The organism is Actinosynnema sp. ALI-1.44 (assembly GCF_001984155.1).
In the GTDB taxonomy this organism is placed as follows: Bacteria; Actinomycetota; Actinomycetes; order Mycobacteriales; family Pseudonocardiaceae; genus Kibdelosporangium.
In genome coordinates, this window is sequence record NZ_MTQO01000052.1 from 535388 (window position 1) to 560149 (window position 24762).

Genomic DNA, 24762 nt, shown 5'->3' on the forward strand with positions numbered 1-24762 from the left:
GTGACCGTTCGTGCAACCAATGTGGCCTTTGTAGCGTTTTTCGCAACGAAGGCCAGGTGGATTCATGCGGTCGTCGCAACATGTTCTTATGTGGACAGTAGCATGTTGAGTTTCTCTTGGGGGGTCAGCCAGTTCAGGGTTTTGCGGGGCCGGGTGTTGAGCTGTTCGGCGACCGCGTCGAGGTGCTCGGCGGAGTGGACCGACAGGTCGGTGCCTTTGGGGAAGTATTGGCGCAGGAGGCCGTTGGTGTTCTCGTTGGTGCCGCGTTGCCAGGGCGAGTGCGGGTCGCAGAAGTAGATGGCCAGGTCAGTGGCCAGAGTGATCTGGGCGTGCGCGGCCATCTCGTTTCCCCGGTCCCAGGTCAGCGACCGTTTCAGCGCCTCGGGCAGGGTCTGGATGGCGGTGATCATCGCGTCGCGTACCGCGGCCGCGTCGTGGCTGTGGGGCAGGTGCAGCAGCAGGCAGTAGCGGGTGCTGCGCTCGACCAGGGTGCCGATCGCCGAGCCGTTGGCCTTGCCCAGGATGAGATCGCCTTCCCAGTGGCCGGGCACCGCCCGGTCCTCGGCCTCCGCGGGACGTTCACTGATCGCGACCAGGTCCGGTATCCGCGGTGGCCGGGCCGTCCTGGCCTGGGTCTGTCGTCGAGGTGCGCGCAGCGCCCGCCCGGTCCGCAGGCACCGGGTCAGCTCACGACGCAGCGCACCCCTGCCCTGCACGTACAGCGACTGATAGATCGTCTCGGTCGACACCCGCATCTCCAGTTGGCCGGGAAACTCATCCGCCAGCCTGGCCGAGATCTGCTCCGGCGACCACCGTCGCTGCAACCGCGCCTGCACATGCTCCCGCAACGGGGCATGAGCGGGCTGGGCCAGCTTCGCGGTCTTGGGCCGACGCGCCCGCTCTCGCGCGGCCGCGTCGGCCACATGCGCCCGATACCGCTCACGGCCACCGTTGTTGGCCACTTCCCGGCTGATCGTGGACGGCTCACGTCCCAACCGCCGCGCGATCCGCCGGAACGTCTCGTCCCTGGCGATACCCCGGGAGATCTCCTCCCGCTCGGCCAACGACAGGTACCGACCACCCAGCTCCCGCGGAGCGTTACCGATCACCCCACCAGCCTCGGCGAACCACCGCTGCCCAGTCCCGTGCGACACACCCGCCGCCCGTGAGGCAGGCGCCACAGCCAACCCAGCCCGCACCCCACCCCAAAACGCCACCCGCACACCACGCCCCAACGGAACACGACCCACCATCACAACCTCCGATCACCGGTGTTGCGACGACCCTCTGAACTCAAGCCACATTGGTTGCAAAAGTTAGGCCGCGCGTGCCGCACCCGGGTAACGCTTGTCCAGCATGATCGCCACGGGCCCTGCTGTGGCCACTGTGGACACAGTGCCTGCCACGAGGCCGAGCAGGAGTGCCAGCGCGAAGTCCGCGAGCGAACCGTCGCCCAGGACGAGCAACGCGCCGAGTACGAACAGGACACCGATGCCGGTGTTCACCGTGCGCGGCAACGTCTGCAGCACCGCCGCCCCGACCGTTTCGGCGAACGGCTGCTTCGGTCGTTTGCCCCGGATCTCGCGTACCCGGTCGAAGACCACGACCGAGTCGTTCACGGAATAGCCGATCACCGTCAGCAAAGCGGCGAGGAACACGCCGTCCATCGGCCTGCCGAGCCACGCGAAGATGCCCAGGATGATCAGCACGTCCTGGGCGAGCGCGACGACGGTGGCCACACCGAGCCGCCAGTCGAACCGCACTGCCAGGTAGACCAGCTGCGCGGCGATCGCGAGCCCCAGCGCGATCAACGCCTTCGTGCGCAGTTCGGCGCCGAGGCTCGGGCCGATCTGCTCGTCGCGGAGCTGGTCGGCCTTGCCGCCCACCTGCGCCACGGCGTCCCTGATCTTGTCCGTCGCGGCCTGGTCGAGCGGTTCGGTCCGGATCGAGACGGCGTCGTTCCCGCTGGCCTGGACGACCGCGCGCGGGAACCCCGCGTCGGACACGGCCTGCCGGACCTGTTCGGGATCGGCGTTGGTGCTGTACTCCAGCACACGACCGCCGGTGAACTCGATCCCCAGCCGGGGACCGGCGAACACCAAACCGGCCAGCGCGATCAGCACCACGGCGGTCGCGGCCGTCAGCCACCGCCGTGGCTTGGCCAGGAAGTGGGGACTGCGCCCGTTGACCCACCTGCGGACGCGACCGTCCCTCGTCAGGCCGGAGATCTTCGGCGAACGCACGGCGTAGTGCATCAGCAGGCGCGTGAGCACGAGCGTGGTGAACATGGCCGCGAGCACACCGATCGTCAGCGTCACACCGAAGCCCTGCACCGGCCCGGACGCCAGCAGGAACAGCAGACCGGCGGCCAGCAAGGTCGTCACGTTCGAGTCGACGATCGCCGACAGCGCGCCCTTGAAGCCCTTCTCGATCGCCCGGGGCAGCGGGCTGCCGCGTTCCTCTCTGGCCCGCTCGAACACAAGGACCGTGGCATCGACCGCCATCCCGATCGCCAGTACGAACCCGGCGAGACCGGGCAACGTCAGCGTGGCGCCGATGGCGAGCAGGGCGGCGTAGGAAACCAAGGCGTAGCAGGCCAACGCGAGCACGGCGACGAACCCGGCGAACCAGTAGACCACCAGCAGGAACGCCGCCGTGAGCGCGAGTCCGATCACCGCGGCCCGTGCGCTGTCCTCGATCGCCGCCGCGCCGAGCGTCGGGCCGACGGTCCGCTGTTCGATGATCTCCACCGGCACCGGCAACGCGCCCGCGTTGATCAGCAGCGCCAGGTCCTTGGCCTCGGCCTGGCCGAACTGGCCGGTGATCCGGATCTTGTCGCCGATCATCCCGATCTGGCAGCGGGCCTGTGCGTTGACCTCCGGCGACGAGATGACCTTGTCGTCCAGCACGATCGCGACCCGGCGCATCGGGTCGCCCATCGGCGAGCACGCCGCCTGGCCGGTCAGCTTCTCCCACTGCCTGGCCGCGTCGCCGGTGAAGTCGATGCTGACGAACCAGCCGGGCCCCTCCTGCGGGCTGGTCTCGGCCCGCGCGTCCTCGACGCCCTCACCGGTGAGCGCGACCGGGCCGAGGCCGAGCTGCCCGTCCGTGCCCGAGACCCCGGTGACGGAGTGGAACTTCAGCTGCGCCGTCTTGCCGATGACCTCGATGGCCTCCTTGGGGTCCTGCAGGCCGGGCAGCTCGATGATGATCCGGTTGGCACCGGATCGCGCCAGCATCGGCTCGGCCACCCCGAGCTGGTCGACACGGCGCCGCAGCACCTCCAGCGTGCGGTCGGTGGCGGCGTCGTCTGCTTCCGCCTTGGTTTCCAGCACGACCTGCGTGCCGCCACGCAGGTCCAGCCCCAGGCGGGGCGCGGTGGTCAGCAACAGGTAAACAGACGCGGCGAGCACGAACAGGCACGTGACGATGCGCCCAGTCATGCATCGCCGCGCGGGAGCGCGCGACAAGGGAATCTCCTAGCTGAAAAGTCCGGACAGGGGTGTCAGAGCACTGCCTGTCCGGCAGGAGGGCCTCGGTCGTCCGCGACCGGGAGCACCGCGCCGCGCGAGACCAGCGGCACGTCCTCGTCCTGCTCGCCCAGCTGGACCAGCACCGGTTCGGGGCTGGTCATCTCGGCGAGGCTTTGTACTTTCAGCAGGCCCGGGTCCGCCGCGGGGCGCCCGGCGGCACGGATCGGCGGCACGGCCTTGGCGACGGCCTGCTCGATCGCGACGGTCTCGTTGTCCGACGGTGGCGGCGTGGGTTCGCCGCGCGGGGTGAGGACCAACGACATCAGGACAGCGGCGACCAGCAGCAGGAGCAGGCGCCGGGCTGTCACGTGCCCCAGGGTACTCAATCCGACCAGTTGGCGGCGACGAGCTCGCGGACCGGGGCGAGGTCCGGCGCGGGGACCGGACCGGTCGCCCCCAGCAAGCCGAGCGCCATCTCGACGTAGCGTTCGGCCAGTTCGTCCAAAGTGAACGGACCCGTCGGCGAGTACCAGCGCGCGATGCCGCTGCACATCTCCAGCAGTGCCAGCCGGGCGACGCCGCGGGAGCTGGGACGCAGCAGGCCCCGGTCGCAGCCGTCGTCGATCGCGGACTGCCAGCAGGCTTCGTACTCGTCGCGCAGTGCGATGATCCGCGGCCGGTGTTCCGGCGACAGCGCCCGGATCTCGCCGTCGACCACGCGGGTTTCCAGCTGCTGCTCGGCGTGGGTGTAGACGTGCAACGCCACGAGGTTGGTGACGCGGCCGATCGGGTCCGGCACGTCGGCGGTGACCTGGCAGGCGGCGGTGACCAGCCGGTCGAGGCTGGCACGCATGATCGAGACGAGCAGTTCTTCCTTGGTCCCCATGTAGTGATAGAGCGTCGCCGAGGACAGGCCCGCGGCCTCCGCCAGGTCGCGGATGCCGGTGCCGTGGAAGCCGCGCGTGGCGAACAGTTCGATCGCCGCCTGCCGGACCCGGCGCGCTGTGGCCTGCGACATCTCCACCCCGCTCTTGTTGACCGGTCCGCTGAGCCACATCTACCCTACCCGCTGAGTCTATCGATCGATCGATCGAGAGGAGATCCGCTGGTGAGCGTCGACTACGAGGCCCGGGACGGCATCGCCCGCGTACACCTCAACCGGCCGGAACGGCTGAACGCCGTCACGACCGAGCTGACCGAGGGCCTGCTGGCGGCGCTGGACCGGGCGGCGGCGGACGGCGCGCGTGCGGTCGTGCTCGCCGGGCGCGGCCGGGCCTTCTGTTCGGGCCACGACCTCAAGGAGCCCGTCCCGGTCGAGACCGCCATCGAGACCCGGCGGCGCGTCGACCGTCTCCAGGAGGTCACCCGCCGGATCCGGGCGTTCCCCGGTGTCGTCATCGCCGCCGTGCACGGGTACGCCGTCGGCGCGGGCTGCGAGTTCGCGCTCTGCTGCGACCTGATCGTCGCCGACGAACACGCGCAGTTCGGGTTTCCCGAGGTCGGGCTGGGCCTGAGCGTGACCGGCGGGATCTCGGCACTGCTGCCCAAGATCGTCGGTCTCGCCGCGGCCAAGGAGATGCTCCTGCTCGGCGAGCGGTTCGCCGCCGCCAAGGCGGCCGAACTCGGCCTGATCAACCGCGTGGTCCCCGCGGGCGAGCACGAGAAGGCCGCGCTCGAGTGGGCGGCGACGGTCGCGGCCCGGCCGCCAGTGGCCGTCAGCCTGGCCAAACAGGTGCTCAACCAGGGCATGGACGGGGGCATGGCCGAAGCGCTCGCCACCGAGGCCGATCACGCCGTCCTGACCAGCGTCGTCGGCGAGTACGGCCATGGCTGACCTGGTCGAAGCGATCGCCGAGGCCGCGAGGAAGTGGCCGTCGCGCGTCGCGTGGACGTTCGACCCCGGCGAGCGGTTGACGTTCGCGCAGGTGCACGAGCGCTCGTCCGGTTACGCGCAGGCGTTGCGAGACAAGGGGATCCACGCGGGCGACCGGGTCGCGGTGATGCTGCGCAACCAGGCCGAGTTCCCGCTGATCTGGTTCGCGCTGGTGAAGCTGGGCGCGGCGATGGTGCCGGTGAACGTGAAGTACCAGTCGGTCGACGCCTCCCACCTGCTGCGGTCGTCGACAGCGGTGGCCGTGGTGACCACCAAGGAGTTCGGCCCGCTGCTCGACTCGATCGACGCACCGCCTGTCCACTACGTCGAGACGCTGCCCCCACGGCCGGGCTTCCAGCAGGGGCCAGTCAATCGCGTGGTCAACGTCCAGTACACGTCCGGCACCACGGGCAGCCCCAAGGGATGCGTGCTGTCCCACGAGTACTGGCTGCGCCTGGCAGGCAGTCTTATCGACCACTTCCCGCACCTGACCGAGCACGACGTCATGCTGACCGCGCAGCCGTTCCACTACATCGATCCGCAGTGGAACGTCGTGGCCGCGCTGCTGGCCGGGGCGGAACTGGTCGTCCTGGACGGGTTCCACCCCTCGAGCTTCTGGGCGAAGGTCCGCGAGCACCGGGTGACGTACTTCTACTGCCTCGGCGCGATGCCCGCGCTGCTGCTGAAGATGCCGCCCGACCCGGCCGACCGCGAGCACCGGGTCCGGGTCGTGCAGGCGTCCGCGATCCCGCCCGCGCTGCACCACGCGCTGGAGGAACGCTGGGGCGTCGGCTGGTACGAGGCGTTCGGCATGACCGAGACCGGCGCCGACATCCGGATCACGGCCGAGGACCACGACGCCTTCGTCGGCACGGGATGCCTGGGCAAGCCCGCGCCACATCGCGAGGTCAGGATCGCCGACGGTGAACTGCTGCTGCGCGGTCCGGGCATGATGGACGGCTACCTCGGCCGTCCGGACGTGTTCGACGACGGCTGGTTCCCCACCGGCGACCTCGCCCATATCGACGAGAACGGCCGCGTGTACCACCGTGGCCGGATCAAGGACATGATCCGGCGCAGCGGTGAGAACATCGCCGCGCACGAGGTGGAAGAAGTGCTCATGAGCCACCCGGGCGTGCGGCTGGCCGCCGTGATCGGCGTGCCGGACGACATCCGCGGCGAAGAGGTCAAGGCGTTCGTCGTCGGCGACGCGGCACGGGAAGAGCTCGCCGCGTTCTGCGCGGAACGGCTCGCGGCGTTCAAAGTCCCCCGGTTCTGGGAGTTCCGGGCCGACCTGCCGCGCACCGCGTCCGAACGGGTGGCCAAGGAGCGGCTGCGGTGAGCTTCCAGTGGGACAGCCCGGTCTACTTCGACGAGTTGGACCTCAACGGGACGCTGCACAACACCCGCTTCGCCCTGCACGTCGAACGCGCGCAGTCGGCGTTGTTCGAACAGCTCGGCAAGGGCTGGGAGAGGTTCGACGACCGCGACGACGACCTGCGGTACGTCGTGCGGGAGCTGCGGATCGAGTTCCTCGCCGCGTTCACGTCACCGGGAATCCTGCCGGTCGAGCTCACCGCCGAGCGGATCGGCACCACGAGCGCGGTGTACGGATTCCAGTGCGGGCACTACGCGCGCGGCCACCGCGTGATCGTGAAAGTGGACGCCGACGGGCGGCCCGCGGCGTGGAGTGACTGGTACCGGACGATGTTCGCGGAGCTGTGATGATCGAAGCAGACCTGGTGCTCAAGAACGCCGACGTGGTCACGCTGGACGGCCCGGACGCCTCAGCCGTGGCCATCCTCGGTGACCGGATCGTGGCGCTGGCGGAGGTCCCCGCCAAACGCGTGATCGATCTCGACGGCGCGACCGTGACCCCCGGATTCCACGACGCGCACAACCACATGAGCTGGTACGGCCTCACCCTGTCCGAAGTGGACGTCCGGGTGACGAGCCTCGACTCCCTCTACGCGGCCATCGCGACGGCGCCGGACGACGATGAGTGGATCATCGCCTCGGGCTACGACGAGAACAAGTGCGGCGGGCACCCGACGCGTGACGGCCTGGACCGTGCCGCTCGTGGCCGCAAGGTGCTCGTGAAGCACACGTCCGGGCACATGTGCGTGGTCAACTCCCCGGTCCTGCGCGAGCTGGGCATCGACGAACACGCCGTCGAGGTGGACGGCGGCCTGGTGGTCACCGACAGCGCCGGGCGACCGACCGGTCTGCTCCAGGAGCAGGCGCAGCAACTGGTGAACCCGCTGATCCTGCCGTACCCGGTGGACACCCTGGTCGACGCGATCGACCGCGCCGGGCGGCGCTACCTGGCCGAAGGCATCACCAGCTGCGTGGAGGCCGGGATCGGCGGCGGCTGGATCGGCAAGAGCCCGGTCGAGCTGGAGGCGTACCACCGCGCCCGTGAACAGGGGAAACTCCACGTCCGGGTGGAGCTGATGATCGCCGCGGACGTGCTGCACCCGGTCGCCGAACTCGGAGTCGGGCTCGATCTGGGCATCCGGACCGGGTTCGGCGACGACTGGCTGAGCATCGGCCCGGTCAAGGTGTTCTCCGACGGCTCGCTGATCGGCCACACCGCCGCGATGTGCCACGAGTTCGCCGACACCCCCGGCAACCGCGGCTACCTGCAAGGCGACGCCGACGCCCTGACCAGCACGATCCTCGCCGCGCACAGGGCGGGCTGGCGGGTGGCCACGCACGCGATCGGCGACGCGGCGATCGACCTCGTGCTGGACGCGTATGCCACCGCCGGGGACCCGGCCAGGCGGCACCGCATCGAGCACTTCGGGGTGGCCCGGCCCGACCAGGTGCTGCGCGCCCGTGACCTCGGTGTCGTCCCGGTGCCGCAAGGGCGGTTCGCCAACGAGATCGGCGACGGCATGCTGCGCGCGCTCGGCCCCGAGCGGTCGGCATGGGCCTACCGGCAGCGGTCCCTGCTTGACGCCGGGATCGTCGTCCCCGGCAGTTCGGACCGGCCCGTGGTCACCGGCGCTCCGCTGCTCGGCATGCACGACATGGTCAACCAACGGACCGCGTCCGGCGCGCCGTTCAACCCCGGTGAGGCGGTCACCGGGCTGGAGGCGTTGCGCGCCTTCACGTACGGCTCGGCGTACGCGTCCAAACAAGAACACCGGAAGGGCACGATCACCGTGGGCAAACTGGCCGACCTCGTGGTGCTGTCGGACAGTCCGGCGCGCGTGGACCCCAGCCGGATCAAGGACATCGAGGTGCTGCGGACCATGGTCGGCGGGGAGTTCCGGTGAGGCTCGTGCCCGCGGGATCGCTGTCGGCGGCCCACCTCGACCGGGTCCGTGAGATCTACGAGGAAGGCTTCGGCGAACGCCTGCGCGCCCCGTTCGACGACCTGCTCACCGACCGCGCGCTGGTGCTGACCGACGGCGCGCCGCTCGGTCTCGCCGTGCTGCGCGAGCTGGGACCGACCGGCTGGGTGTTCCTGCGGTACTTCGTCGTCGGCGACCGCGGCCGTGGGCTCGGGGCACTGCTGTGGACGGAGATCCGCCGCGAACTGGCCGGGTTCACCCGGATCGTGTACGACGTCGAGGACCCCGGCGAGGACGGCATCGACGACGCCGAGCGGACCACCAGGGAGCGCCGGATCGCCTTCTACCTGCGGCTCGGCGCGGTGCTGCTGCCCATCACGGGCTACCACCAGCCGGGCGAGGACGAGTCGCACCCGATGCGGCTGATGGCTGCCGACCTGACCAGGCCGCGGACCCACCCGATCGTCGGCGAGGACCTGCGCGACACCCTGCTGGCGGTCTACCGGTACCGCTACGGCCTGGCCGACGCCGATCCTTTGGTGATGCATGTATTGAGATCAACTGGCCTCATGGTGTCGTAGGTTTGCCCTACGATCCGCCGCATGCGGATCGACAGTGTCAACGCCGAACAGCTCGGCGATCTTCGCTCAGCGTTGCACGAGCTGTACCGGCTGTGTTTCGCCGACCCGCCGTGGAACGAGTCGAAGACCAGGCTGGACAACTTCGCCAACATCCTCACCAAGCACCTGGCACTGCCTGATCTGTCCGGGTCCGTGGCGTGGGACGGGCGCGCGCTGCACGGCGTGGCGTACGGGCGGCCGATGCCGCCGCGACTGCCGGAAGACGCGTTCCACACCATGGTCACCCAGGTCGTCCCCGCCGAGCGCCTGGTCGCCCCGGCGTTGACCGTCATCGAACTGATGGTGCACCCGGGGTCACGGGGCCAGGGCCTCGGCCGTGCCGTGCTTGACCACTATGTGAGAAACCGCCCGGAGGCGTGGCTGGTCACACACCCGGCGGCACCGGCGTGTTCGCTGTACGAATCCATGGGCTGGACCAGGTCGGACGAGTTCCGCACCCCGTACGGCGACCGGCGGGTCGTGTACGAGCGATCGGCCGGGGACAGGCAGTCCGCCGCTACACAGTAGACTCAGTGGTCTCACGGAGCGTCACCACAGTCCATTGTCGACCGCTCCCATAGAGACGACAGGAGCGGGTTGTTGTCCGCAGAACGCCCCACCGCGGCGGACATCGTCGCGGCGGCGCACCGGTTCGCCGGAGTGATCGAGCCAAGCCCGTTGCAGCGCAACGACAGGTTGTCGCGCCGACACGACCTGGACGTGTGGATCAAGCGAGAAGACCTCCACACAGTCCGCTCGTACAAGGGACGCGGCGCGTACAACTTGCTCAGTGAGTTGCCCGCCGATCAGCGTGAACGCGGTGTTGTGTGCGCCAGCGCGGGCAACCACGGCCAAGGCGTCGCGTTCGCGTGTGCGTCGCTTGGGATCGCCGCCCGCGTGTACCTGCCCCGGACGACGCCACGGCAGAAGCGCGAGCGTGTCGCCGTGCTCGGCGGCAGGTACGTGCAGATCGTCGTCGAAGGTGACACGTATGACGACGCCGCGGCAGCGGCCTACGCGGACGCGGAGACGAGCGGGATGACGCTCGTGCCCGCGTTCGACGACCCGCGGACGATCGCGGGCCAGGGCACCGTGATCAAGGAAGTGATCGAGCAACTGGGGCACGCGCCCGACGCGGTCGTCGTCCCGGTGGGCGGCGGTGGGCTGATCGCCGGAACCCTGGTGTGGCTGCGGGAGAACCACCCCGGCGTGACGGTGGTCGGCGCGGAACCGCTCGGCGCGACGAGCATGGCCGCCGCGCTGGAACACGGCGGGCCGGTCGACCTCGACCACCTCGACCCGTTCGTCGACGGCGCGGCCGTGCGCAAGGTCGGGCGGCACACGTACACCGAGGTCGCCGAGAGCCTGCCGCGGCTGATCGCCGTGCCGGAAGGCCAGATCTGCGTCGAGATGCTGAACCTCTACCAGTCCGACGGGATCATCGCCGAACCCGCGGGCGCGCTCTCGACCACCGCGCTGGACCTCGATCTGGGCCTCGAGCCGGGGTCGACGGTGGTGTGCGTCCTGTCCGGCGGCAACAACGACGTCAGCCGATATGCGGAGATCGTCGAGCGGGCGTTGGTCTACGAGGGCCGCAAGCACTACTTCCTCGTCGAGTTCCCGCAGGAACCCGGTGCGCTGCGGCGGTTCATCGACGACGTGCTCGGGCCGGACGACGACATCACGCTGTTCGAGTACGTCAAGCGCAACAACAGGGAGACCGGGCCCGCGCTGGTCGGCGTCGAACTCGGTGCGCCGGAGAACCTCGAGTCGATGTTGAAGCGGATGAACACGGTGCCGCACCGGATCGAACGCGTTCCGCCGGACAGCCCGCTGTTCGCCTTCATCGTCTGAACAGCGTGTTCACCGTGTCATTGCGGGGGACACGGCTTACCGCAAATCATTAGTGTTGACGCATGAACGCAACACCCAGCCGCAGGTCGATTCTCAAGGGGGCGGCACTCACCGCGGCAGCGGTGGCCGGACCGATCCGCGTCTTCGACGCCGAAGCCGCCGCGGCACCCGCCGCCAACGGTGTCTTCGGCTACGGCGTGGCCAGTGGCGACCCGCTGCGCGACGCGGTGATCATCTGGACACGCGCGACACCGCCGTGTGCGGACGACCGGATCGCCGCGCCGGGCAGCGGTTTAGGCAATCCCTTACCGGTGCGGTGGGAAGTCGCCAGGGACGAGGCCTTCCGCACCGTGGTCAGCCGCGGCGTCGTGGTGACGTCCGCCGCCTCGGACCACACGGTCAAGGTCGACGTCACCGGGTTACGGCCGTACACGCGCTACTTCTACCGGTTCCACGCCGAAGGCGAGACGAGCCAGGTCGGCCGGACGCAGACCACCCCGGACGACGGCGATCGCCTGCACGCGCTGCGGTTCGCCTTGACCTCGTGCGCCAACTACACCGGCGGTTACTTCGCCGCGTACCGTGCGATGGGGCAACGCACGGACCTCGACTTCGTACTGCAGGTCGGCGACTACTACTACGAGCAGGGCAACGGCGACGACCGCTCCGGCCCGCCTGAGCTGATCGGCGTCCGGGACGCCAACCCACCGACCGAGACCCTGGATCTGCGGGGCTACCGGCTGCGGCACGCGCTGCACAAGGCCGACCCGGACCTGGCGCTGGCGCACCGGCAGCACCCGTGGATCACGATCTTCGACGACCACGAGGTGGCCGACAACACCTGGAGCGACGGCGCGTCCAACCACCAGCCGGACACCGAGGGGTCGTTCGGCGCGCGGAAACGCGCGGCCTACCAGGCGTACATGGAGTGGATGCCGTTCCGGCTGCCGCACCAGCGGCGGATCCCGCACCAGGGCACGAGGTTCTTCCGCAGCTTCAGCTTCGGGCCGCTGGCCGACTTATCCATTGTGGACACCCGGCAGAACCGCGCCGAACAGGTCAGCCTCCCGCCGTACTCGGCACGCGGCGGCGGGCTCGTGCCGGTCGGGATGAGCCCCGAGGTGGACGCCCAACTCGCCGATCCGGCACGGCACCTGGTCGAGCCGGAGCAGATGGCCTGGCTGAAGAACAACGGCAGGACCAAGCCATGGCACCTGATCGGCAACCAGGTGATCCTCAGCCCGTTGCGGATCCCCGGGGCGGTACTGGGATTCCCGCCGGGCACGACACTGGTCAACTCCGACCAGTGGGACGGCTACCAGGCGCAGCAGACCGAGCTGATCAACCACATCGCGGCCCAGTCGAACGACGTGGTCCTGCTGACCGGCGACTTCCACACGTCCATGGCCATGGACATCCCGTCGAAGCCCGACCTCGGCTACACGCCGGTGGGCGTCGAGTTCGTCTGCCCGTCGGTGACCAGCGACGGCTTCTACGAGATGGTGCGCGGCAAGCTGCCGAAGGGAACCCCCGCCGACGCCGTGGTCCTCGCGACCAGGACGCTCACCGCGACAGTCAGCGCCCGCAACCCGTGGATGAGGATGTTCGACGGCGTCGCCCACGGCTGGGTGCTGATCGACGTCACGCCGGACCGGGTGCAGGCGGACTTCCACCACACACCGGTCCCCACCCTCCTGCGACACGACCCGCGCATCGACAAGAACGCCACGACGTCCCACGCGGTGAGCTGGCAAACCTTGGCCGGATCGCACAAGGCGATCCCGGCACTCACCCCAGTGGGGCCCCGCTCGGACGAGCCCGCGTAGCCCAGTACCGCCTGAACAGCAGCAGCGCCGCGACCACACCGAGCGCTGCTGCTGCCAGGTTCAACCACCAGAACCAGTTCAGCCACGTCAGCGCGGACGCCAGGTCGCGTCGCACGGTCTCGAGGTCGGCGGACCCCGGAGCCATGAGATCGCCCGTGACAGCGGCGCCACCCGTGTAGCCGGAGGTGCCGGACACGAGCACCCACACCACCGGTGCGAGCAACATGATTCCCGCAGGGACGTAGCCTCGCTGCCGGTTGAGCGCGATCAGGCCCAGCACCGCGCCGACGACGGGCAGCAACGGCAGGATGCCCAGCGTCAAGGACACCATCATCCCGTAGCGGCTGGTCGCGATCGCCGTGACAGCAAGGCACAAGGACGCCACCACCAACGCGATCTGCGTCCACAGCAACCACTTCATCCGGCGACCGTATCGGCTTGACCGGCTCCGCGAAGCCGGAACAGCGATACCGACGACACAACACCCAGCGCCGCCGCGGCCAGCAACAGCCACCAGGACCAGTTCATCCACGCCAGGAGCGCGTCCACCTCGCGCCGCGCGGTCTCGTACTCCGAAAGCGAGAAGTACCCCGCCATCCCCACCCCGGTGGCCAGCGGGTTCAGGTCCGCCGCGGTGTCCCCGCCGTCGGTGACGACCAGCAAGGACATGACCAGCAGAACGGCGGGCGCCGCCAACATCACCACCGCGGGGACGCGCAACCCGCGCCGGTTGAGTGCGATCAGCCCCAGCGCGGCACCAAGGACGACCAGCGACGACATCAAAACCACTGTCCCGCCGCTCACCGCGGCATAGCGGCTCCGGGTCATGGCGACGATGAAGACACCTGCGGACGCGGCCACCAGGGCGAGCTGCGTCCAGAGCATCCATCTCATCCGGCGACCTTATCCCGATCACGCACGACAGCGACGTTGACCGTGCGGGTGAGCCGTTCGTACGGCGCGGATTCGTGGCCGAAGAAGACCGCGAGCGGTGTCCAGACGACGACCACGAACACCGAGACGACCGCGCCCGCCGGGATCAGCAGCTGTTCGGGGCGGGCGAAGACGTCCCACTCGTCCACCGACAGGGCGATCCACAGCAACCACAGCGGTGACAGCAGGATCCCGTACCTGGCGGCGAGCGAGATCGGGCCCGCGCGGTGGCCGTCGGTGCGTTCGATCCGCAGCAGCATCGCGCGTTTCCCCGGCGTCGCGCCGGTGAACGTCGGCACGAGCAGGAACCAGATCAGCGCGAGCATCACGATGATCGGTCCGCGCGGGGGTACACCACCGAAAAGTGTGAACAGGCCCAGCACGAAGGCGACCAGTGCGGCGAACCCGACCGCGTCGGTGAGCAGGGCGAACAGGCGGCGGCTCGGTGTCACGCGTTCCGCGTAGCGCCTGCGGTCCCGTTCGGCTTCCAGTCTCGGCAGCAGACGACGCAGCGGACCGGCGAGCAGCCATCCCATCGAGGCGCCCGCCGTGTTGAGGATCAGGTCGTCCACACTGAACAGCCGGTACGCGCACGGGTAGACGAACCACAGGCCGGTCAGCTGGGTCAACTCGAACAACAACGACGTGCCGAAACCGATCGCGGTCGCCGCGACGAAGCGGACGCCTGACATGTACCGCAGGAAGAAACCCAGTGGTAGCAACAGGACCACGTTCAGTGCCGTTGTCCACAGTGCTGGATTCCGCATCAGCGCACCTGGGGACCACCTGCCTCGTGCGCGCTGCTCGACGACCTCGACGAAGTAGAACGGGCGCAGCTGCGGGCTGCTGGCGTAAGTCTGGGTCGCGCAGTACAGCTCGGGATCCCGGGGCAACGGAATCACCGTCTGCATCACCGCCGCCAGCAGGTAGAACAGGAAGCAGTAGAAGACCACCGTCGCCCAGCCGCCAGCGCGGCCCCTGCGCCGGTAGCTCACCACCGCCACCGGCAGCATCACCAGCAACACGATGACCGGGAACAGCAGCAACGCCGTCTTGACCGGAAGCAGGTAGGTGGCAACCACGACGCATTGTTACCCAATGGGCACGGCTTCCAAGCGCGGAGCCCGGCGCGGGCCGTCGCCCGGGTGGGGGCGGCGTCTACCAGGTCTCCGGCACGTGATGATCACGCGCCGGAGACCTGGTCGTCAGACCCGCGGGTCAGAACCAGCGCTGCTCAGGAGTGCCCAGCCGAGTCCACTGGATCGCCTGCGCGCCGTCGTCCTTGCTCGCACCCGCGATGGCCAGTGCCTTTCCGCTGCCCTGGTTGACGAACTCCCACCCGGTGCTGGTCACGCTCGCGAACCAGCGCTGGTCGGTGATGGCCAGACACGTCCATTGGATCGCGTGTGCGCCTTCACCGGTGCTCGACCCCCCGATCGCCAGGCACTTCCCGCTGTTCTGGTTGATGAAGGCGTACAAGCCGCTGCCCATGTGGCGCAGGTACCACCTCTGGTCGGGGATGCCCATGCACGCCCATTGGATGGCTTTCGCGCCGTCGTCCTTGCTCGCTCCTCCGATCGCCAGGCACTTTCCACTGTTGGAGTTGTGCACGTAGTAGTAGCCATCGGGGATAGGGCCTGCCGCGCTGGCGGACGCCGATACGGCGAATACGCCGCTGAGCACAATTCCGAGTGCCGTGAACAAGGTGATGAGTCGTTTCCTCGCGCTCATGGAGTTCCTCTCGATGGGAAGCGGCCGGGTATCCAGCCGGCCGGTCGCCCCTCTTGTCTAAGGCAGCTGGTTTGTCCGGTTCCGCCGGACGGGATCGGACAACCAACGACCTGACAACGAGCAGGCCGAAGCAAGGAGGACAAGGCGGTGCCCCGGCGGGAAAGACCCTTGGACGCGACGGACGGCGTCCTGCCACGATTCGCCGCTGACCTCCGTCGATTGCGCGAGAACGCGGGCGGCCCGACTTATCGTGAGCTGAGCAGGACCGCGCACTACTCACCAACGATGTTGTCCGAGGCCGCGAGCGGCCGAAAGCTGCCCAGTCTCGCGGTCACGCTGGCCTATGTGCGTGCCTGCGGCGGCGACACCGCCGAGTGGCGGGCTCGTTGGCATGACACGGCGGCCGAACTGGCGGGCCCGGACAATGGCGGAGCCGACAATTCTTTGTCACCGTACGTCGGGCTGAGCGCGTTCCAACCGAATGACGCCGATCGGTTCTTCGGACGTACCCGGCTGGTCGACGAACTACTGGACGGGGTCCGTGGCCGACGGTTCCTCGGCGTGTTCGGCCCATCGGGCTCAGGCAAGTCGTCCGTGCTGCGCGCGGGTCTGGTTGCCCGGGTGCGGGCCGGGAACAAGCCGGCGCTGCTGGTGACGCCAGGGGCGCACCCGCTGGAGGAATGCGCCGCCCACCTGGCGGCCCTGACCGGCGAGTCGGTGGTGTCGCTGCACACCGAGTTCACCGCCGATCCCGAGAACCTCCACCTGCGCATCCGGCAAGCCACGGGCGAGAGCGAGATGCTGCTGGTCGTCGACCAGTTCGAAGAGGTGTTCACGCTGTGCCGGGACGACGGGGAGCGGTCCCGGTTCATCCAGGCACTGGTCACGGCGGCGACCCGGGAGACCAGCCGCACCCGGGTGGTCATCGGCGTGCGTGCCGATTTCTACGGCCACTGCGCACAATACCCAGAACTGGTCACGGCACTGCGCGACGCACAGATCATGGTCGGCCCCATGACGGCGGACGAGCTGCGGTGCGCCATCGTCGGACCGGCGGCCAAGATGGGTTACACCGCCGAGACAGCACTGGTCGCGCGGCTGATCGCGGATGCGGCCCGGGAGCCTGCGGCCCTCCCCTTGGTCTCGCACGCGCTGTTGGAAACCTGGCGACGACGGCGCGGCACCCGGCTTACGCTGGACGGTTACGAGGAAACCGGCGGTATCCACGACGCGATCGCTCGCAGCGCCGAGAGTGTCTACGCGGGATTGAACGCCGCTCAACAGCTCGTGGCCAAACACCTGTTCCTGCGGCTGACCGCGTTGGGTGAGGGCACCGACGACACCAAGCGCCGGATCACCCGGTCCGAGCTCGACGCCGACCTCGACACCGAGATCGTCCTGGAGAACCTGACCCGCGCCCGCCTGGTCACAGTGGACGACGGGAGCGCCGAGATCGCCCACGAAGCACTGATCCGCTCCTGGTCTCGCCTGCGTGACTGGCTGACCGACGACCGCGAAGGTCTCCGCGTGCACCGCCGTCTCACCGAGGCGACCGAGGCATGGGAAGCCCACGAGCACGATCCGGGATCCCTCTACCGCGGCACACGTCTGTCGCTGACGCAGGATTGGGCAAGCGACAACAGGGATGCGTTGACCGAACGGGAAGGACGATTCCTCGCGGCCAGCCTTGCCGCCGATCGCGGCCGTGCTCGCCGTCGGCGCCAGATCACCGCCGCGCTTTTCGTCTTGTTGCTCGTCGCGATCGCGGCCACCGTGGTCGCCGTCGACGCCGGGAACACGGTCTCCGAACAACGCAACGTCGCCATCGCCCGGAAGGCCGCCGACGACGCCGCCGCGACACACGCCACCGATCCGGCCTTGTCCGTCCAGGTGAGACTTGCCGCCTACCAGCTCGCCAGGACCGCGGAGACCCGCGACGCCCTGCTCAGCGCTTTCGCCGCCCCGTACGCCAGCCGCGTCGTCGGTCATGTCGGCACCACTGTTGTCGCATTCCACCCCGGCAAAGCGATGTTGGCGACCGGGAGCATCGACGGTACAGCGCGATTGTGGGATACCGCCGATGCCAACCGGCCGCAGGAGTTGGCCACACTCCGCCTTCCCGAGGGCGTCACGCAAATGGCGTTCGGACCAGCCGGACGGGTTCTGGCCACAGCCGGTGACAGCACCGTCCGGCTGTGGGAGGTGACCGATCCGCACCAGCCTCGCGAACTGGGCATCCTGCCTGCGGACAGCAAGGCAGGCGGCGGCGTGGCGCTCAGCCCGGACGGCAGGACAGCCGCCACCGTCAACGACACGTCAGTGCGACTGTGGGATGTATCCGACCCCCGCAATCCACTCAAGCTGTCCACAATCACCGGCCACACTTCGCGAGTGTCATCCGTTGCCTTTCGCCCGGATGGGCGTGCGCTGGCCACAACCGACACCACCGTGCGATTGTGGGACATCAGCGATCCGCGACAGGCACGCCCGTTGCGTTTCCTGAGCGGCCACCGTGCCGCGGTGTCCGGAGTGGCGTTCAGTCCGGATGGCCGCACGCTCGCCAGCGCGGGCTGGGATCACGCAGTGCGGCTGTGGGACATCAGCACTCCGGACGTTTCCCGGGAACTGGCGACACTCACCGGCCATACCGCCATCGTCTGGTCGGTCGCGTTCAGCCCGGACGGCCGCACGCTCGCCTCGACCTCGGGTGAGACCCGGCTCTGGGACGTGTCCGATCCTACCCGCTCTCGATCGTTGATCGCACTCACCGGCGGTCTGTATTCGACGGCGTTCAGCTCTGACAGCAACGTCCTCGCTGTTGCGGACGACGCCGGAGTGACACGTGTATACGATCTTCGAGGATTGCCACTGGTCGGTCACAACGACAACGTCTCCGCCGTGGCGTTCAGCCCCGATGCGTCGACATTGGCCACCGGCAGCTGGGATGGCAGTGTACGACTGTGGGATGTCAGCGATCCGCACACCCGCCGCCCACTGGCCAAGTTGACCGAGCACAAGGGATTCGTCCGGTCGGTCACGTTCGGCCGAGATGGTCGCGTCCTCGCCACGTCGAGCGACGACGGCACCGTGTCGTTGTGGGACATGAGCGATCGGACCAACCCGCGCAAGGTTGGTTCCCTGACGCACGATGGGGGTGCCATCCGCAGTGTGGCGTTCAGCCCGGACGGCCGTACGCTGGCCACTGGAGGCCGTGACACGGCAAGGCTGTGGGACGTGTCGGACCCTGCCAAACCGCAGGCACTGGCAGCGTTGCCCTTCCCAGGCGTGGCCTGGCTAACGATCTTCAGCCCCGACGGCCGAGTCCTCGCAGGCGGAGACGACGGCGACATGCTGTCGAAGCTGTGGGACGTCACCGATCCCCGCCGCCCGCACGAGGTGCCGTTCCCGTTCAGTGGCACGGACTTCGTCGGGGCGTTCGCTCCTGACAACCGAATGCTCGCCGCCATCGGCAAGGGCGGGGTCCGGCTGGTCGACATGACTGATCGCGATCGACCACGACAGCTGACGACGCTGACCGGGAACGGCGGCGCTGTCATCGCGGTGGCGTTCAGTCCCGACAGCAACCGGATCGCCATCACCAGCCAAGGCGCCGACGTGCGGCTGTGGGACATCACCAAGCCCGCCGTGCCGAAGGAGGTGGGCAGGTTCATCGGACACACCGGTTTCGGTGCCACCGTGGCGGTCAGCCCGGACGGTCACACCCTGGCCACCGGTGGCTCGGACTTCGCGGTTCGGCTCTGGGAAACCGACATCGATCGCGTCGTGGCCCGGATATGTGCGGTCGCGTACCCGAGGATCACACAACCACAATGGGAACAGTACTTTCCCGACCTGCCCTACAAGCCACCGTGCTCACCGTGAGACGCCCGTGCGCCTGCCTCCGCCAGGTACCGCATGGACGCCTCCGGGTCGGTCAGCCATCCGGTGTAGTTCACCGGGTTCTCGAAGAGGTGGGCGAACCTGTGCGCCACCTCGGGGACGCGCTGGGCGGTATCGAGGGTGGCCAGCACGTGCTCCGGCGGCGGGGCGAGCAGGTCGTTGTTGAACCGGGTCGCGTGCTGGGCCACTGACCAGTACCGGGCGAACGCGTCGTGCATGAACTTCTCGTCGAACTCACGGTCTTCGTTGGCCAGAACGGCTTCCTCGTAGGACCTCGCGGCGTGGGCCGCCATGTTCGCGCCCTGCCCGCCGACGGGGTCGTTGGTCACCGCCGTGTCCCCCATGGCCAGCACGCGCCTGCCGGACGGGAGCGTGCCCACCGGGTGCCGGACGATCGGCGTGATCCGGCCGTGCAGCGTCTCCAGCGGCCCGACCGGTTCCGCGTTGTCCAGGATCTCGGTGTGCCACGGGAAGAACCTGCGCGTCAGGCCACGGGCGATCTCCAGGTGCTGCCCGGGGTCGGCGATGTCGTGCCAGACGTCCATCGGCCCGCCCGGCACGCCGAAGAAGCCGACGCCGAGGACCGGGCCCTGCACGGACAGCACCGGCATGGCGAAGTTCTCGCCGTACGGACTCAGGTTGAACGTCAGCCCGTCGATGACCGGGTGCGAGGTCCGCACGTAGATGATCCCGATGTCGCGTTGCGCCTCGGTGTACGGCGAGAACTCGGGTTCGCGCGGGAACAGCGCGTCGAACTGCGGCCCACGGCCCGCCGCCACGACGACCAGGTCGAACTCGGCGGCGTACGCGTCGAGGTCGTCCGGGGTGACGCGGTGGATCCGGATCTCGCCGCCCAGTCCGGCGAAGTGCGCCATCCAGTCGGACACCTTCACCCGTTGGTCCACCGACTGCGCCGCGTGGTCGAACTCCGCCCGCCACGAGATCGCCGGGGTGCCGCCGCCGGCCGGGTCCACCGCCTTGAACTCGATCTCGCCGATCGGGGTGACGTCCCGGTCCCAGAGGTTGATGCCGAGTTCGCGTTCCCTGGCCAGCGCCGGGTGGAAGACGCACTGGTTGGAGATCAGCCTGCCCGACCGGACCTCGTCGGGCGGGCGCTCGGCCACCACCGTGACGTCGTAACCGTGTCGCCGCAACCCGATGGCCAGCACCAGACCGGCCTGACCCGCACCGATGACCGCGATTCGCCGCATCACCCCACCGTGGCAGGCCTTCGCCAGGCGAGGAAAGGACCACAAGGCTTGACTTGGGGGCGGCCGGTCGGACACCCTGACTCAGGAGAGCGCTCTCCCGAACACGGTCCGCACGGCATCGGTGCCTGCCCATCGAGGCCGGTCCACCCTGCCACGGCACCAACTGGGTGAAGGAACAGCCCTACCTGCGACCGGACCAGCTGGCGGTCATCCAGAACTTCCAGCGCCAGGGCACGGTACCCGGTGACGTCGACGAGTTCGTTGCGGGGCAAAGAGGAGCGTTGTCCACGACAGTGGTTCGTTGTCGAGTCGATGCCTCACCGATGACGAACTACAGTTCTCCCATGATCAGCCAAGCCACCGGCGACCACCGCGGCACAGTCGAGGAGATCGTGCGCGCCGCCTACACCAAGTGGATCGAGGTGACGGGCAGCGAGCCGCTGCCAATGCTGGCGGACTACGCCGCGCTGATCGACGCGGGCACCGTCTGGCTGCTCGACTCGATGGACGGGCTCATTGTCCTGGTCGACGAGCCGGACGACGGCGTGCTGCTCGTGGAGAACGTCGCCGTTCGCCCGTCGGCACAGGGCAAGGGTCTCGGCCGTCAACTGCTGGCGTTCGCCGAGGAACAGGCGCGCCATCGTGGCCTGACCGCGTTGCGCCTGTACACCAACCAGAAGATGACCAGCAACATCGCGCTCTACCTGGCGTTGGGCTACCGCGAGACCGGCCGCGCGGAACTCGACGGCCGCCAGGTGGTGCACATGCTCAAGGACCTGAACGCCGTCCCCTAGGCGACGTCCTCGGTGAACTCGATGGCCACTTCGTCCGTGCTGATTCGCAGGCGCGGTCCGGACAGCTCCCAGAACGGCCGGGCAGTCAGCACTGCTGCCAGCCATTCGTCCTGCGCCGTCAGTTCCTCCGAGCACCCCTTCAAGGTCATCCCCATGACGGACACGGTGATCCGGCCGTCGGACACGTCGACGTCGCCGCCCAGGATGTTGCAGTCGGCACTGAGGCGCAGTTTTCCCGGCCGGGTGAAGTCGAGCTTCACCCGGGAACCCGGCACCAGCGCGAACGGTGCGCCGTCCTTGGTCACGGCCGTAGACACGAACACGCGGCCGTCCATCACGTGAGTCCGCATACATGTCGAACGCGCGCAAGGAAAACCGGGTTCCCTAGCCCGTCTCGGTGAGTGTGGCCTGAATGTCCCTGGCTCGCGGGTCGGCCAGTTCCACCATCGTCGTCATGGCCGATGTCAGGACGGCGCGGGCGATCCGGGGGTGACCCGCGGCGTTGAGGACCTTGCCGAGGTCGGTCAGCACGATCGCCTCCCCGCGGCGGTTGACCGCGGCACGGTGGAACGAGATCGCCGTCCGGTAGGCGCGCACGGCTCGTGGCACGTCGCCGAGACCCGCGTAGGCAAGGCCGAGGCCGTGCTGGTTGAACGCCTCGATCATCTCGTCACCCGTTCGCAGGAACCACTGGTGTGCTCGCAGATGGGACTCCACGGCCGCCGCGTGGTCGCCGGAGACCGTCTGCGCGATGCCGAGGTTGTCGAGGTTCTGCGTGATCCCGCGCGAGTCGTCCAACTGCTCGAAGAGTTCCAGCGCCCGCTTGGCGTTGTCACGGGCCGTGCCGCCGTCACCGAGTTGGGCGTTGGCGATCGACAGGTTCCCCAGCGCCATTCCCTGGCCACGGAGCAGGCCACGCTCGCGGAACCGGGCCAGCGACCGTTCGAAGAACGACTTCGCCGTGCCGCACTCGAGCTTGTCCAGGTGAATGCAGCCGATCGAGTTCAGCAGGTACGCCTCGCCCACCCGCTCCCCCGCTGCTTCGGCGTCGGCGAGCGCACTGGCGTAGAAGTTCAATCCGTCGCGCCACTGGACCACGCTGTCGAGCAACGTCGTCAACGCCAACGCGTTGCGCCACGCGTACCCGTCCCAACCGTTGGCGCCCGCCCACATCACGATGGACCGCAACGTGTCGTACTCGTCGTCGAACCAGGCCGCTGCCTCCTGCGCGTCGGCGAAGGCCGGGGGCGGGACACGGGCCTTGTACGGCACGAGGAAATCCCGGTTGCGGTGCGGGTTGAGCAGCATGTCCGCAGCGACCGTGGCGTGCAGGTACCAGCCGAGCACGCGCTCGACGGCCTCGTCCCGTTCGGCCTGTGGCTCGTGGCTCATCGCCATGTCGGTGGCGTACAGCCGGACCAGGTCGTGCAGCTGGTAGCGGCCTGGCCGTGGTTGTTCGAGCAGGTTCGTCGCGATCAACTGGTCGAGCGCGTCCTTGGCCTGGCCACGGGGCAGGCCGCTCAACGCCGCCGCCGCGTCGAGGCCGATGTCGTTGGCGGGCACCAGCCCGAGCTTGCGGAACACCAACGCGGCCGACTTGCGCAGCGCGCGGTAGGACCAGGACAACGCGGCGCCCAGGTCGGTGTGCGGGTCGTCCTCGCCGCTGCCGAGGTTGTCCAGCCTGGCTTTCTCGTCCTCCAGGGCCAGGACGACGTCGGCCAGTGATTCGCTGCGGTGCGCCCGCTCGGCCACGATCGCCAGCGCCAGCGGCAGGTAGTCGCACAACCTGACCAGCCGGGCCGCCGCGGCCGGTTCCTCGGCCACCCGGTGTGCTCCGATCGCCGCCGCCAGCAGGTCGACCGCCTGGGCGTGCGGCATGGGGCTGAGCGTCACGCGGTGGGCGCCGTCACGGACCGACAGCCCGCGCAGCTGGTTGCGGCTGGTCACGATCACCAAGGCCGACGTACCAGGCAGCAGGGGGCGCACCTGCCCCGCGTCCAGCGCGTTGTCCAGCAGGATCAGCGGACGGCGATCTGCCAGTTTGCTGCGCAGCAGCGCCGACCGCTCGTCGACGTCTGAGGGGATGGTGTCACCGGCGACACCGAGCTCACGCAGCAACGCCTCGGCCGCCGCGTCCGGCGTCACCGGCTCACCGGGACCGTAGCCGCGCAGGTTCAGGTATAGCTGGACGTCGGAACACCGGTCGGCGACGCGGTGCGCCCAGTGCAGCGCGAGCACGGTCTTGCCGATGCCGGGCGCGCCGTCGATCGACACGATGACCGGCGCACTGCCCCGCTTGTGCAGCAGCGAGTCAAGCCTGGTGAGCTCGTCCTGCCTGCCGATGAACTTGGCGCTGTCGTGCGGCAGCTGGCGTGGCGTCGGCGCGCGGGTGGCCGGTTCGGCCCTGCCGTGCAGCACCTCGTGGCGCAGCCGTTGCAGCTCAGCGCCCGGGTCGATGCCGAACTCCTCGTTGAGCACGCGGAAGACCTGCGTGTACGCCGCGAGCGCGTCGTCGTGCCTGCCCGCCTTGTGCAACGCCAGGATCAGCCGAACCCAGAGCGACTCCCTGGCCGGGTACTGGCTGGTCAGCTCGTGCAGGTCGGCGATGACCGACGCGGACGGACGGGCGCCGAGCTCGATGTCGATCCGGCGTTCGGTGGCGGCGAACCACTCCTCGGTCAGCCGCGGCACCACGTCCCGCTCCAGCCACAGGGACGCCACATCGGCGAACGGCCTGCCACGCCAGAGCCCCAGCGCCTCGCCGAGCAGCTCCACCTCGCCTGGCGCGCCCTCGTCGGCGCGCGCGAGCCGCAGCAGCTCACGGAACCGGCACAGGTCGACGCGGTCGGGGTCGACGCTGAGCTGGTAGCGGCCCGCCGAGACGCGCTGGATGACGCCGTGGCCGAGCAGCTGCCGCAACCGGCCGATGTAGGTGTGCAGCGAGCCGCGGGCGTTGCCGGGCTGATCACCGGGCCAGAGGCGTTCGGCGAGGGTGTCGGTGGTGACCGGTTGGTTGGCCGAGACGACCAACGCGGCCAGCAGGACGCGCAATTGCCCCGGCGGGACCGGCACGATCTCGCTGTCGACGCGGATCTCCCAAGGGCCGAGTACGCGGATGTCGATTGTCTGCCGCGTCACGCACTGATCACCGATCCCCCTTTTGTCCACTGGATGGCCAGCAACGGATCAGCATATGTTGCCTGGCAGGAAACCGGCGGTCGACAGTTTTCAGGCCCCGGCGGGGGAGA

At 69.0% G+C, this 24762-nt stretch carries 21 protein-coding genes; 10 read left to right on the forward strand and 11 right to left on the reverse strand.

Annotation, left to right across the window (positions count from 1 at the left end):
• Positions 1-86: 86 nt before the first annotated feature.
• From ALI144C_RS40445 to ALI144C_RS40460, 4 genes are all read right to left on the reverse strand, one after another.
• On the reverse strand, positions 87-1253 hold the full coding sequence (locus ALI144C_RS40445; protein ID WP_076992499.1) for an IS30 family transposase: 1167 nt from the start codon (positions 1251-1253) through the stop codon (positions 87-89).
• Between the two features lie 63 nt (positions 1254-1316).
• Positions 1317-3443 carry a protein translocase subunit SecD gene (gene secD / locus ALI144C_RS40450; protein WP_168211476.1) on the reverse strand — a complete coding sequence of 709 codons (2127 nt, stop codon included), beginning with the start codon at positions 3441-3443 and terminating at the stop codon, positions 1317-1319.
• A gap of 62 nt (positions 3444-3505) precedes the next feature.
• The gene (locus tag ALI144C_RS40455; RefSeq protein WP_076992501.1) at positions 3506-3841 is read right to left on the reverse strand and encodes a hypothetical protein; all 336 of its coding nucleotides are present in this window, start codon (positions 3839-3841) and stop codon (positions 3506-3508) included.
• Positions 3842-3855: 14 nt separating this feature from the next.
• Entirely contained in the window at positions 3856-4530 is a 675-nt protein-coding gene (locus ALI144C_RS40460) for a TetR/AcrR family transcriptional regulator (RefSeq protein ID WP_237774545.1), read from the reverse strand.
• 48 nt (positions 4531-4578) lie between these two features.
• On the opposite strand from ALI144C_RS40460, the gene ALI144C_RS40465 reads away from it, so the two are divergent.
• The 8 genes from ALI144C_RS40465 (at position 4579) to ALI144C_RS40500 (ending at position 12945) form a co-directional block, all read left to right on the forward strand.
• Positions 4579-5307, forward strand: a complete 729-nt coding sequence (locus ALI144C_RS40465; protein ID WP_076992821.1) for an enoyl-CoA hydratase/isomerase family protein — start codon at positions 4579-4581, stop codon at positions 5305-5307.
• The gene (locus ALI144C_RS40470) at positions 5300-6688 is read left to right on the forward strand and encodes an AMP-binding protein (protein ID WP_076992503.1); all 1389 of its coding nucleotides are present in this window, start codon (positions 5300-5302) and stop codon (positions 6686-6688) included. The genes ALI144C_RS40465 and ALI144C_RS40470 overlap by 8 nt, the downstream gene beginning before the upstream one ends.
• Complete coding sequence (locus ALI144C_RS40475; protein WP_076992504.1) at positions 6685-7071, forward strand: acyl-CoA thioesterase; 387 nt, start codon at positions 6685-6687, stop codon at positions 7069-7071. The genes ALI144C_RS40470 and ALI144C_RS40475 overlap by 4 nt, the downstream gene beginning before the upstream one ends.
• Entirely contained in the window at positions 7071-8627 is a 1557-nt protein-coding gene (locus ALI144C_RS40480; RefSeq protein WP_076992822.1) for an amidohydrolase, read from the forward strand. Before ALI144C_RS40475 ends, ALI144C_RS40480 begins: the two co-directional genes overlap by 1 nt.
• Positions 8624-9226 carry a hypothetical protein gene (locus ALI144C_RS40485; protein ID WP_076992505.1) on the forward strand — a complete coding sequence of 201 codons (603 nt, stop codon included), beginning with the start codon at positions 8624-8626 and terminating at the stop codon, positions 9224-9226. Before ALI144C_RS40480 ends, ALI144C_RS40485 begins: the two co-directional genes overlap by 4 nt.
• Positions 9227-9247: 21 nt before the next feature.
• Entirely contained in the window at positions 9248-9793 is a 546-nt protein-coding gene (locus tag ALI144C_RS40490; RefSeq protein WP_076992506.1) for a GNAT family N-acetyltransferase, read from the forward strand.
• Positions 9794-9865: 72 nt separating this feature from the next.
• The gene (gene ilvA, locus ALI144C_RS40495) at positions 9866-11119 is read left to right on the forward strand and encodes a threonine ammonia-lyase IlvA (RefSeq protein WP_083753869.1); all 1254 of its coding nucleotides are present in this window, start codon (positions 9866-9868) and stop codon (positions 11117-11119) included.
• Positions 11120-11181: 62 nt separating this feature from the next.
• Positions 11182-12945 carry an alkaline phosphatase D family protein gene (locus tag ALI144C_RS40500; protein WP_076992508.1) on the forward strand — a complete coding sequence of 588 codons (1764 nt, stop codon included), beginning with the start codon at positions 11182-11184 and terminating at the stop codon, positions 12943-12945.
• On the opposite strand, the gene ALI144C_RS40505 is transcribed toward ALI144C_RS40500, so the two are convergent.
• From ALI144C_RS40505 to ALI144C_RS40520, 4 genes are all read right to left on the reverse strand, one after another.
• Positions 12908-13366 carry a hypothetical protein gene (locus ALI144C_RS40505; protein ID WP_076992509.1) on the reverse strand — a complete coding sequence of 153 codons (459 nt, stop codon included), beginning with the start codon at positions 13364-13366 and terminating at the stop codon, positions 12908-12910. The two genes, ALI144C_RS40500 and ALI144C_RS40505, sit on opposite strands and share 38 nt — an antisense overlap.
• Positions 13363-13839 carry a hypothetical protein gene (locus ALI144C_RS40510; RefSeq protein ID WP_076992510.1) on the reverse strand — a complete coding sequence of 159 codons (477 nt, stop codon included), beginning with the start codon at positions 13837-13839 and terminating at the stop codon, positions 13363-13365. Before ALI144C_RS40510 ends, ALI144C_RS40505 begins: the two co-directional genes overlap by 4 nt.
• Positions 13836-14960: a VanZ family protein gene (locus ALI144C_RS40515; protein WP_076992511.1), complete on the reverse strand. Its 1125-nt coding sequence runs from the start codon at positions 14958-14960 to the stop codon at positions 13836-13838. Before ALI144C_RS40515 ends, ALI144C_RS40510 begins: the two co-directional genes overlap by 4 nt.
• A gap of 136 nt (positions 14961-15096) precedes the next feature.
• A complete protein-coding gene (locus ALI144C_RS40520; RefSeq protein WP_076992512.1) occupies positions 15097-15609 on the reverse strand; it encodes an RICIN domain-containing protein in 513 nt (170 codons plus the stop codon).
• A gap of 147 nt (positions 15610-15756) precedes the next feature.
• On the opposite strand from ALI144C_RS40520, the gene ALI144C_RS40525 reads away from it, so the two are divergent.
• The gene (locus ALI144C_RS40525; protein ID WP_237774546.1) at positions 15757-19491 is read left to right on the forward strand and encodes an nSTAND1 domain-containing NTPase; all 3735 of its coding nucleotides are present in this window, start codon (positions 15757-15759) and stop codon (positions 19489-19491) included.
• Here the strand turns inward: ALI144C_RS40525 and ALI144C_RS40530 are convergent.
• Positions 19467-20720 carry a styrene monooxygenase/indole monooxygenase family protein gene (locus ALI144C_RS40530; protein ID WP_076992823.1) on the reverse strand — a complete coding sequence of 418 codons (1254 nt, stop codon included), beginning with the start codon at positions 20718-20720 and terminating at the stop codon, positions 19467-19469. The two genes, ALI144C_RS40525 and ALI144C_RS40530, sit on opposite strands and share 25 nt — an antisense overlap.
• A gap of 344 nt (positions 20721-21064) precedes the next feature.
• Here ALI144C_RS40530 and ALI144C_RS40535 point away from each other — a divergent pair, with 344 nt between their 5' ends.
• A complete protein-coding gene (locus ALI144C_RS40535) occupies positions 21065-21514 on the forward strand; it encodes a GNAT family N-acetyltransferase (RefSeq protein ID WP_076992824.1) in 450 nt (149 codons plus the stop codon).
• Here the strand turns inward: ALI144C_RS40535 and ALI144C_RS40540 are convergent.
• Both ALI144C_RS40540 and ALI144C_RS40545 read right to left on the reverse strand, forming a co-directional pair.
• Positions 21511-21837: an META domain-containing protein gene (locus ALI144C_RS40540; RefSeq protein ID WP_168211477.1), complete on the reverse strand. Its 327-nt coding sequence runs from the start codon at positions 21835-21837 to the stop codon at positions 21511-21513. The genes ALI144C_RS40535 and ALI144C_RS40540 overlap by 4 nt on opposite strands.
• 61 nt (positions 21838-21898) lie before the next feature.
• Complete coding sequence (locus ALI144C_RS40545; RefSeq protein WP_168211478.1) at positions 21899-24652, reverse strand: AfsR/SARP family transcriptional regulator; 2754 nt, start codon at positions 24650-24652, stop codon at positions 21899-21901.
• Positions 24653-24762 lie beyond the last annotated feature (110 nt).

What these genes read in the sequence shown, in the direction of transcription:
- ALI144C_RS40445 (WP_076992499.1), bottom strand. Translation starts at nt 1,253, where the DNA reads ATGGTGGGTCGTGTTCCGTTGGGGCGTGGTGTGCGGGTGGCGTTTTGG.
- secD (WP_168211476.1), bottom strand. Translation starts at nt 3,443, where the DNA reads ATGACTGGGCGCATCGTCACGTGCCTGTTCGTGCTCGCCGCGTCTGTT.
- ALI144C_RS40460 (WP_237774545.1), bottom strand. Translation starts at nt 4,530, where the DNA reads ATGTGGCTCAGCGGACCGGTCAACAAGAGCGGGGTGGAGATGTCGCAG.
- ALI144C_RS40470 (WP_076992503.1), top strand. Translation starts at nt 5,300, where the DNA reads ATGGCTGACCTGGTCGAAGCGATCGCCGAGGCCGCGAGGAAGTGGCCG.
- ALI144C_RS40480 (WP_076992822.1), top strand. Translation starts at nt 7,071, where the DNA reads ATGATCGAAGCAGACCTGGTGCTCAAGAACGCCGACGTGGTCACGCTG.
- ALI144C_RS40490 (WP_076992506.1), top strand. Translation starts at nt 9,248, where the DNA reads ATGCGGATCGACAGTGTCAACGCCGAACAGCTCGGCGATCTTCGCTCA.
- ALI144C_RS40500 (WP_076992508.1), top strand. Translation starts at nt 11,182, where the DNA reads ATGAACGCAACACCCAGCCGCAGGTCGATTCTCAAGGGGGCGGCACTC.
- ALI144C_RS40505 (WP_076992509.1), bottom strand. Translation starts at nt 13,366, where the DNA reads ATGAAGTGGTTGCTGTGGACGCAGATCGCGTTGGTGGTGGCGTCCTTG.
- ALI144C_RS40510 (WP_076992510.1), bottom strand. Translation starts at nt 13,839, where the DNA reads ATGAGATGGATGCTCTGGACGCAGCTCGCCCTGGTGGCCGCGTCCGCA.
- ALI144C_RS40520 (WP_076992512.1), bottom strand. Translation starts at nt 15,609, where the DNA reads ATGAGCGCGAGGAAACGACTCATCACCTTGTTCACGGCACTCGGAATT.
- ALI144C_RS40530 (WP_076992823.1), bottom strand. Translation starts at nt 20,720, where the DNA reads ATGCGGCGAATCGCGGTCATCGGTGCGGGTCAGGCCGGTCTGGTGCTG.
- ALI144C_RS40535 (WP_076992824.1), top strand. Translation starts at nt 21,065, where the DNA reads ATGATCAGCCAAGCCACCGGCGACCACCGCGGCACAGTCGAGGAGATC.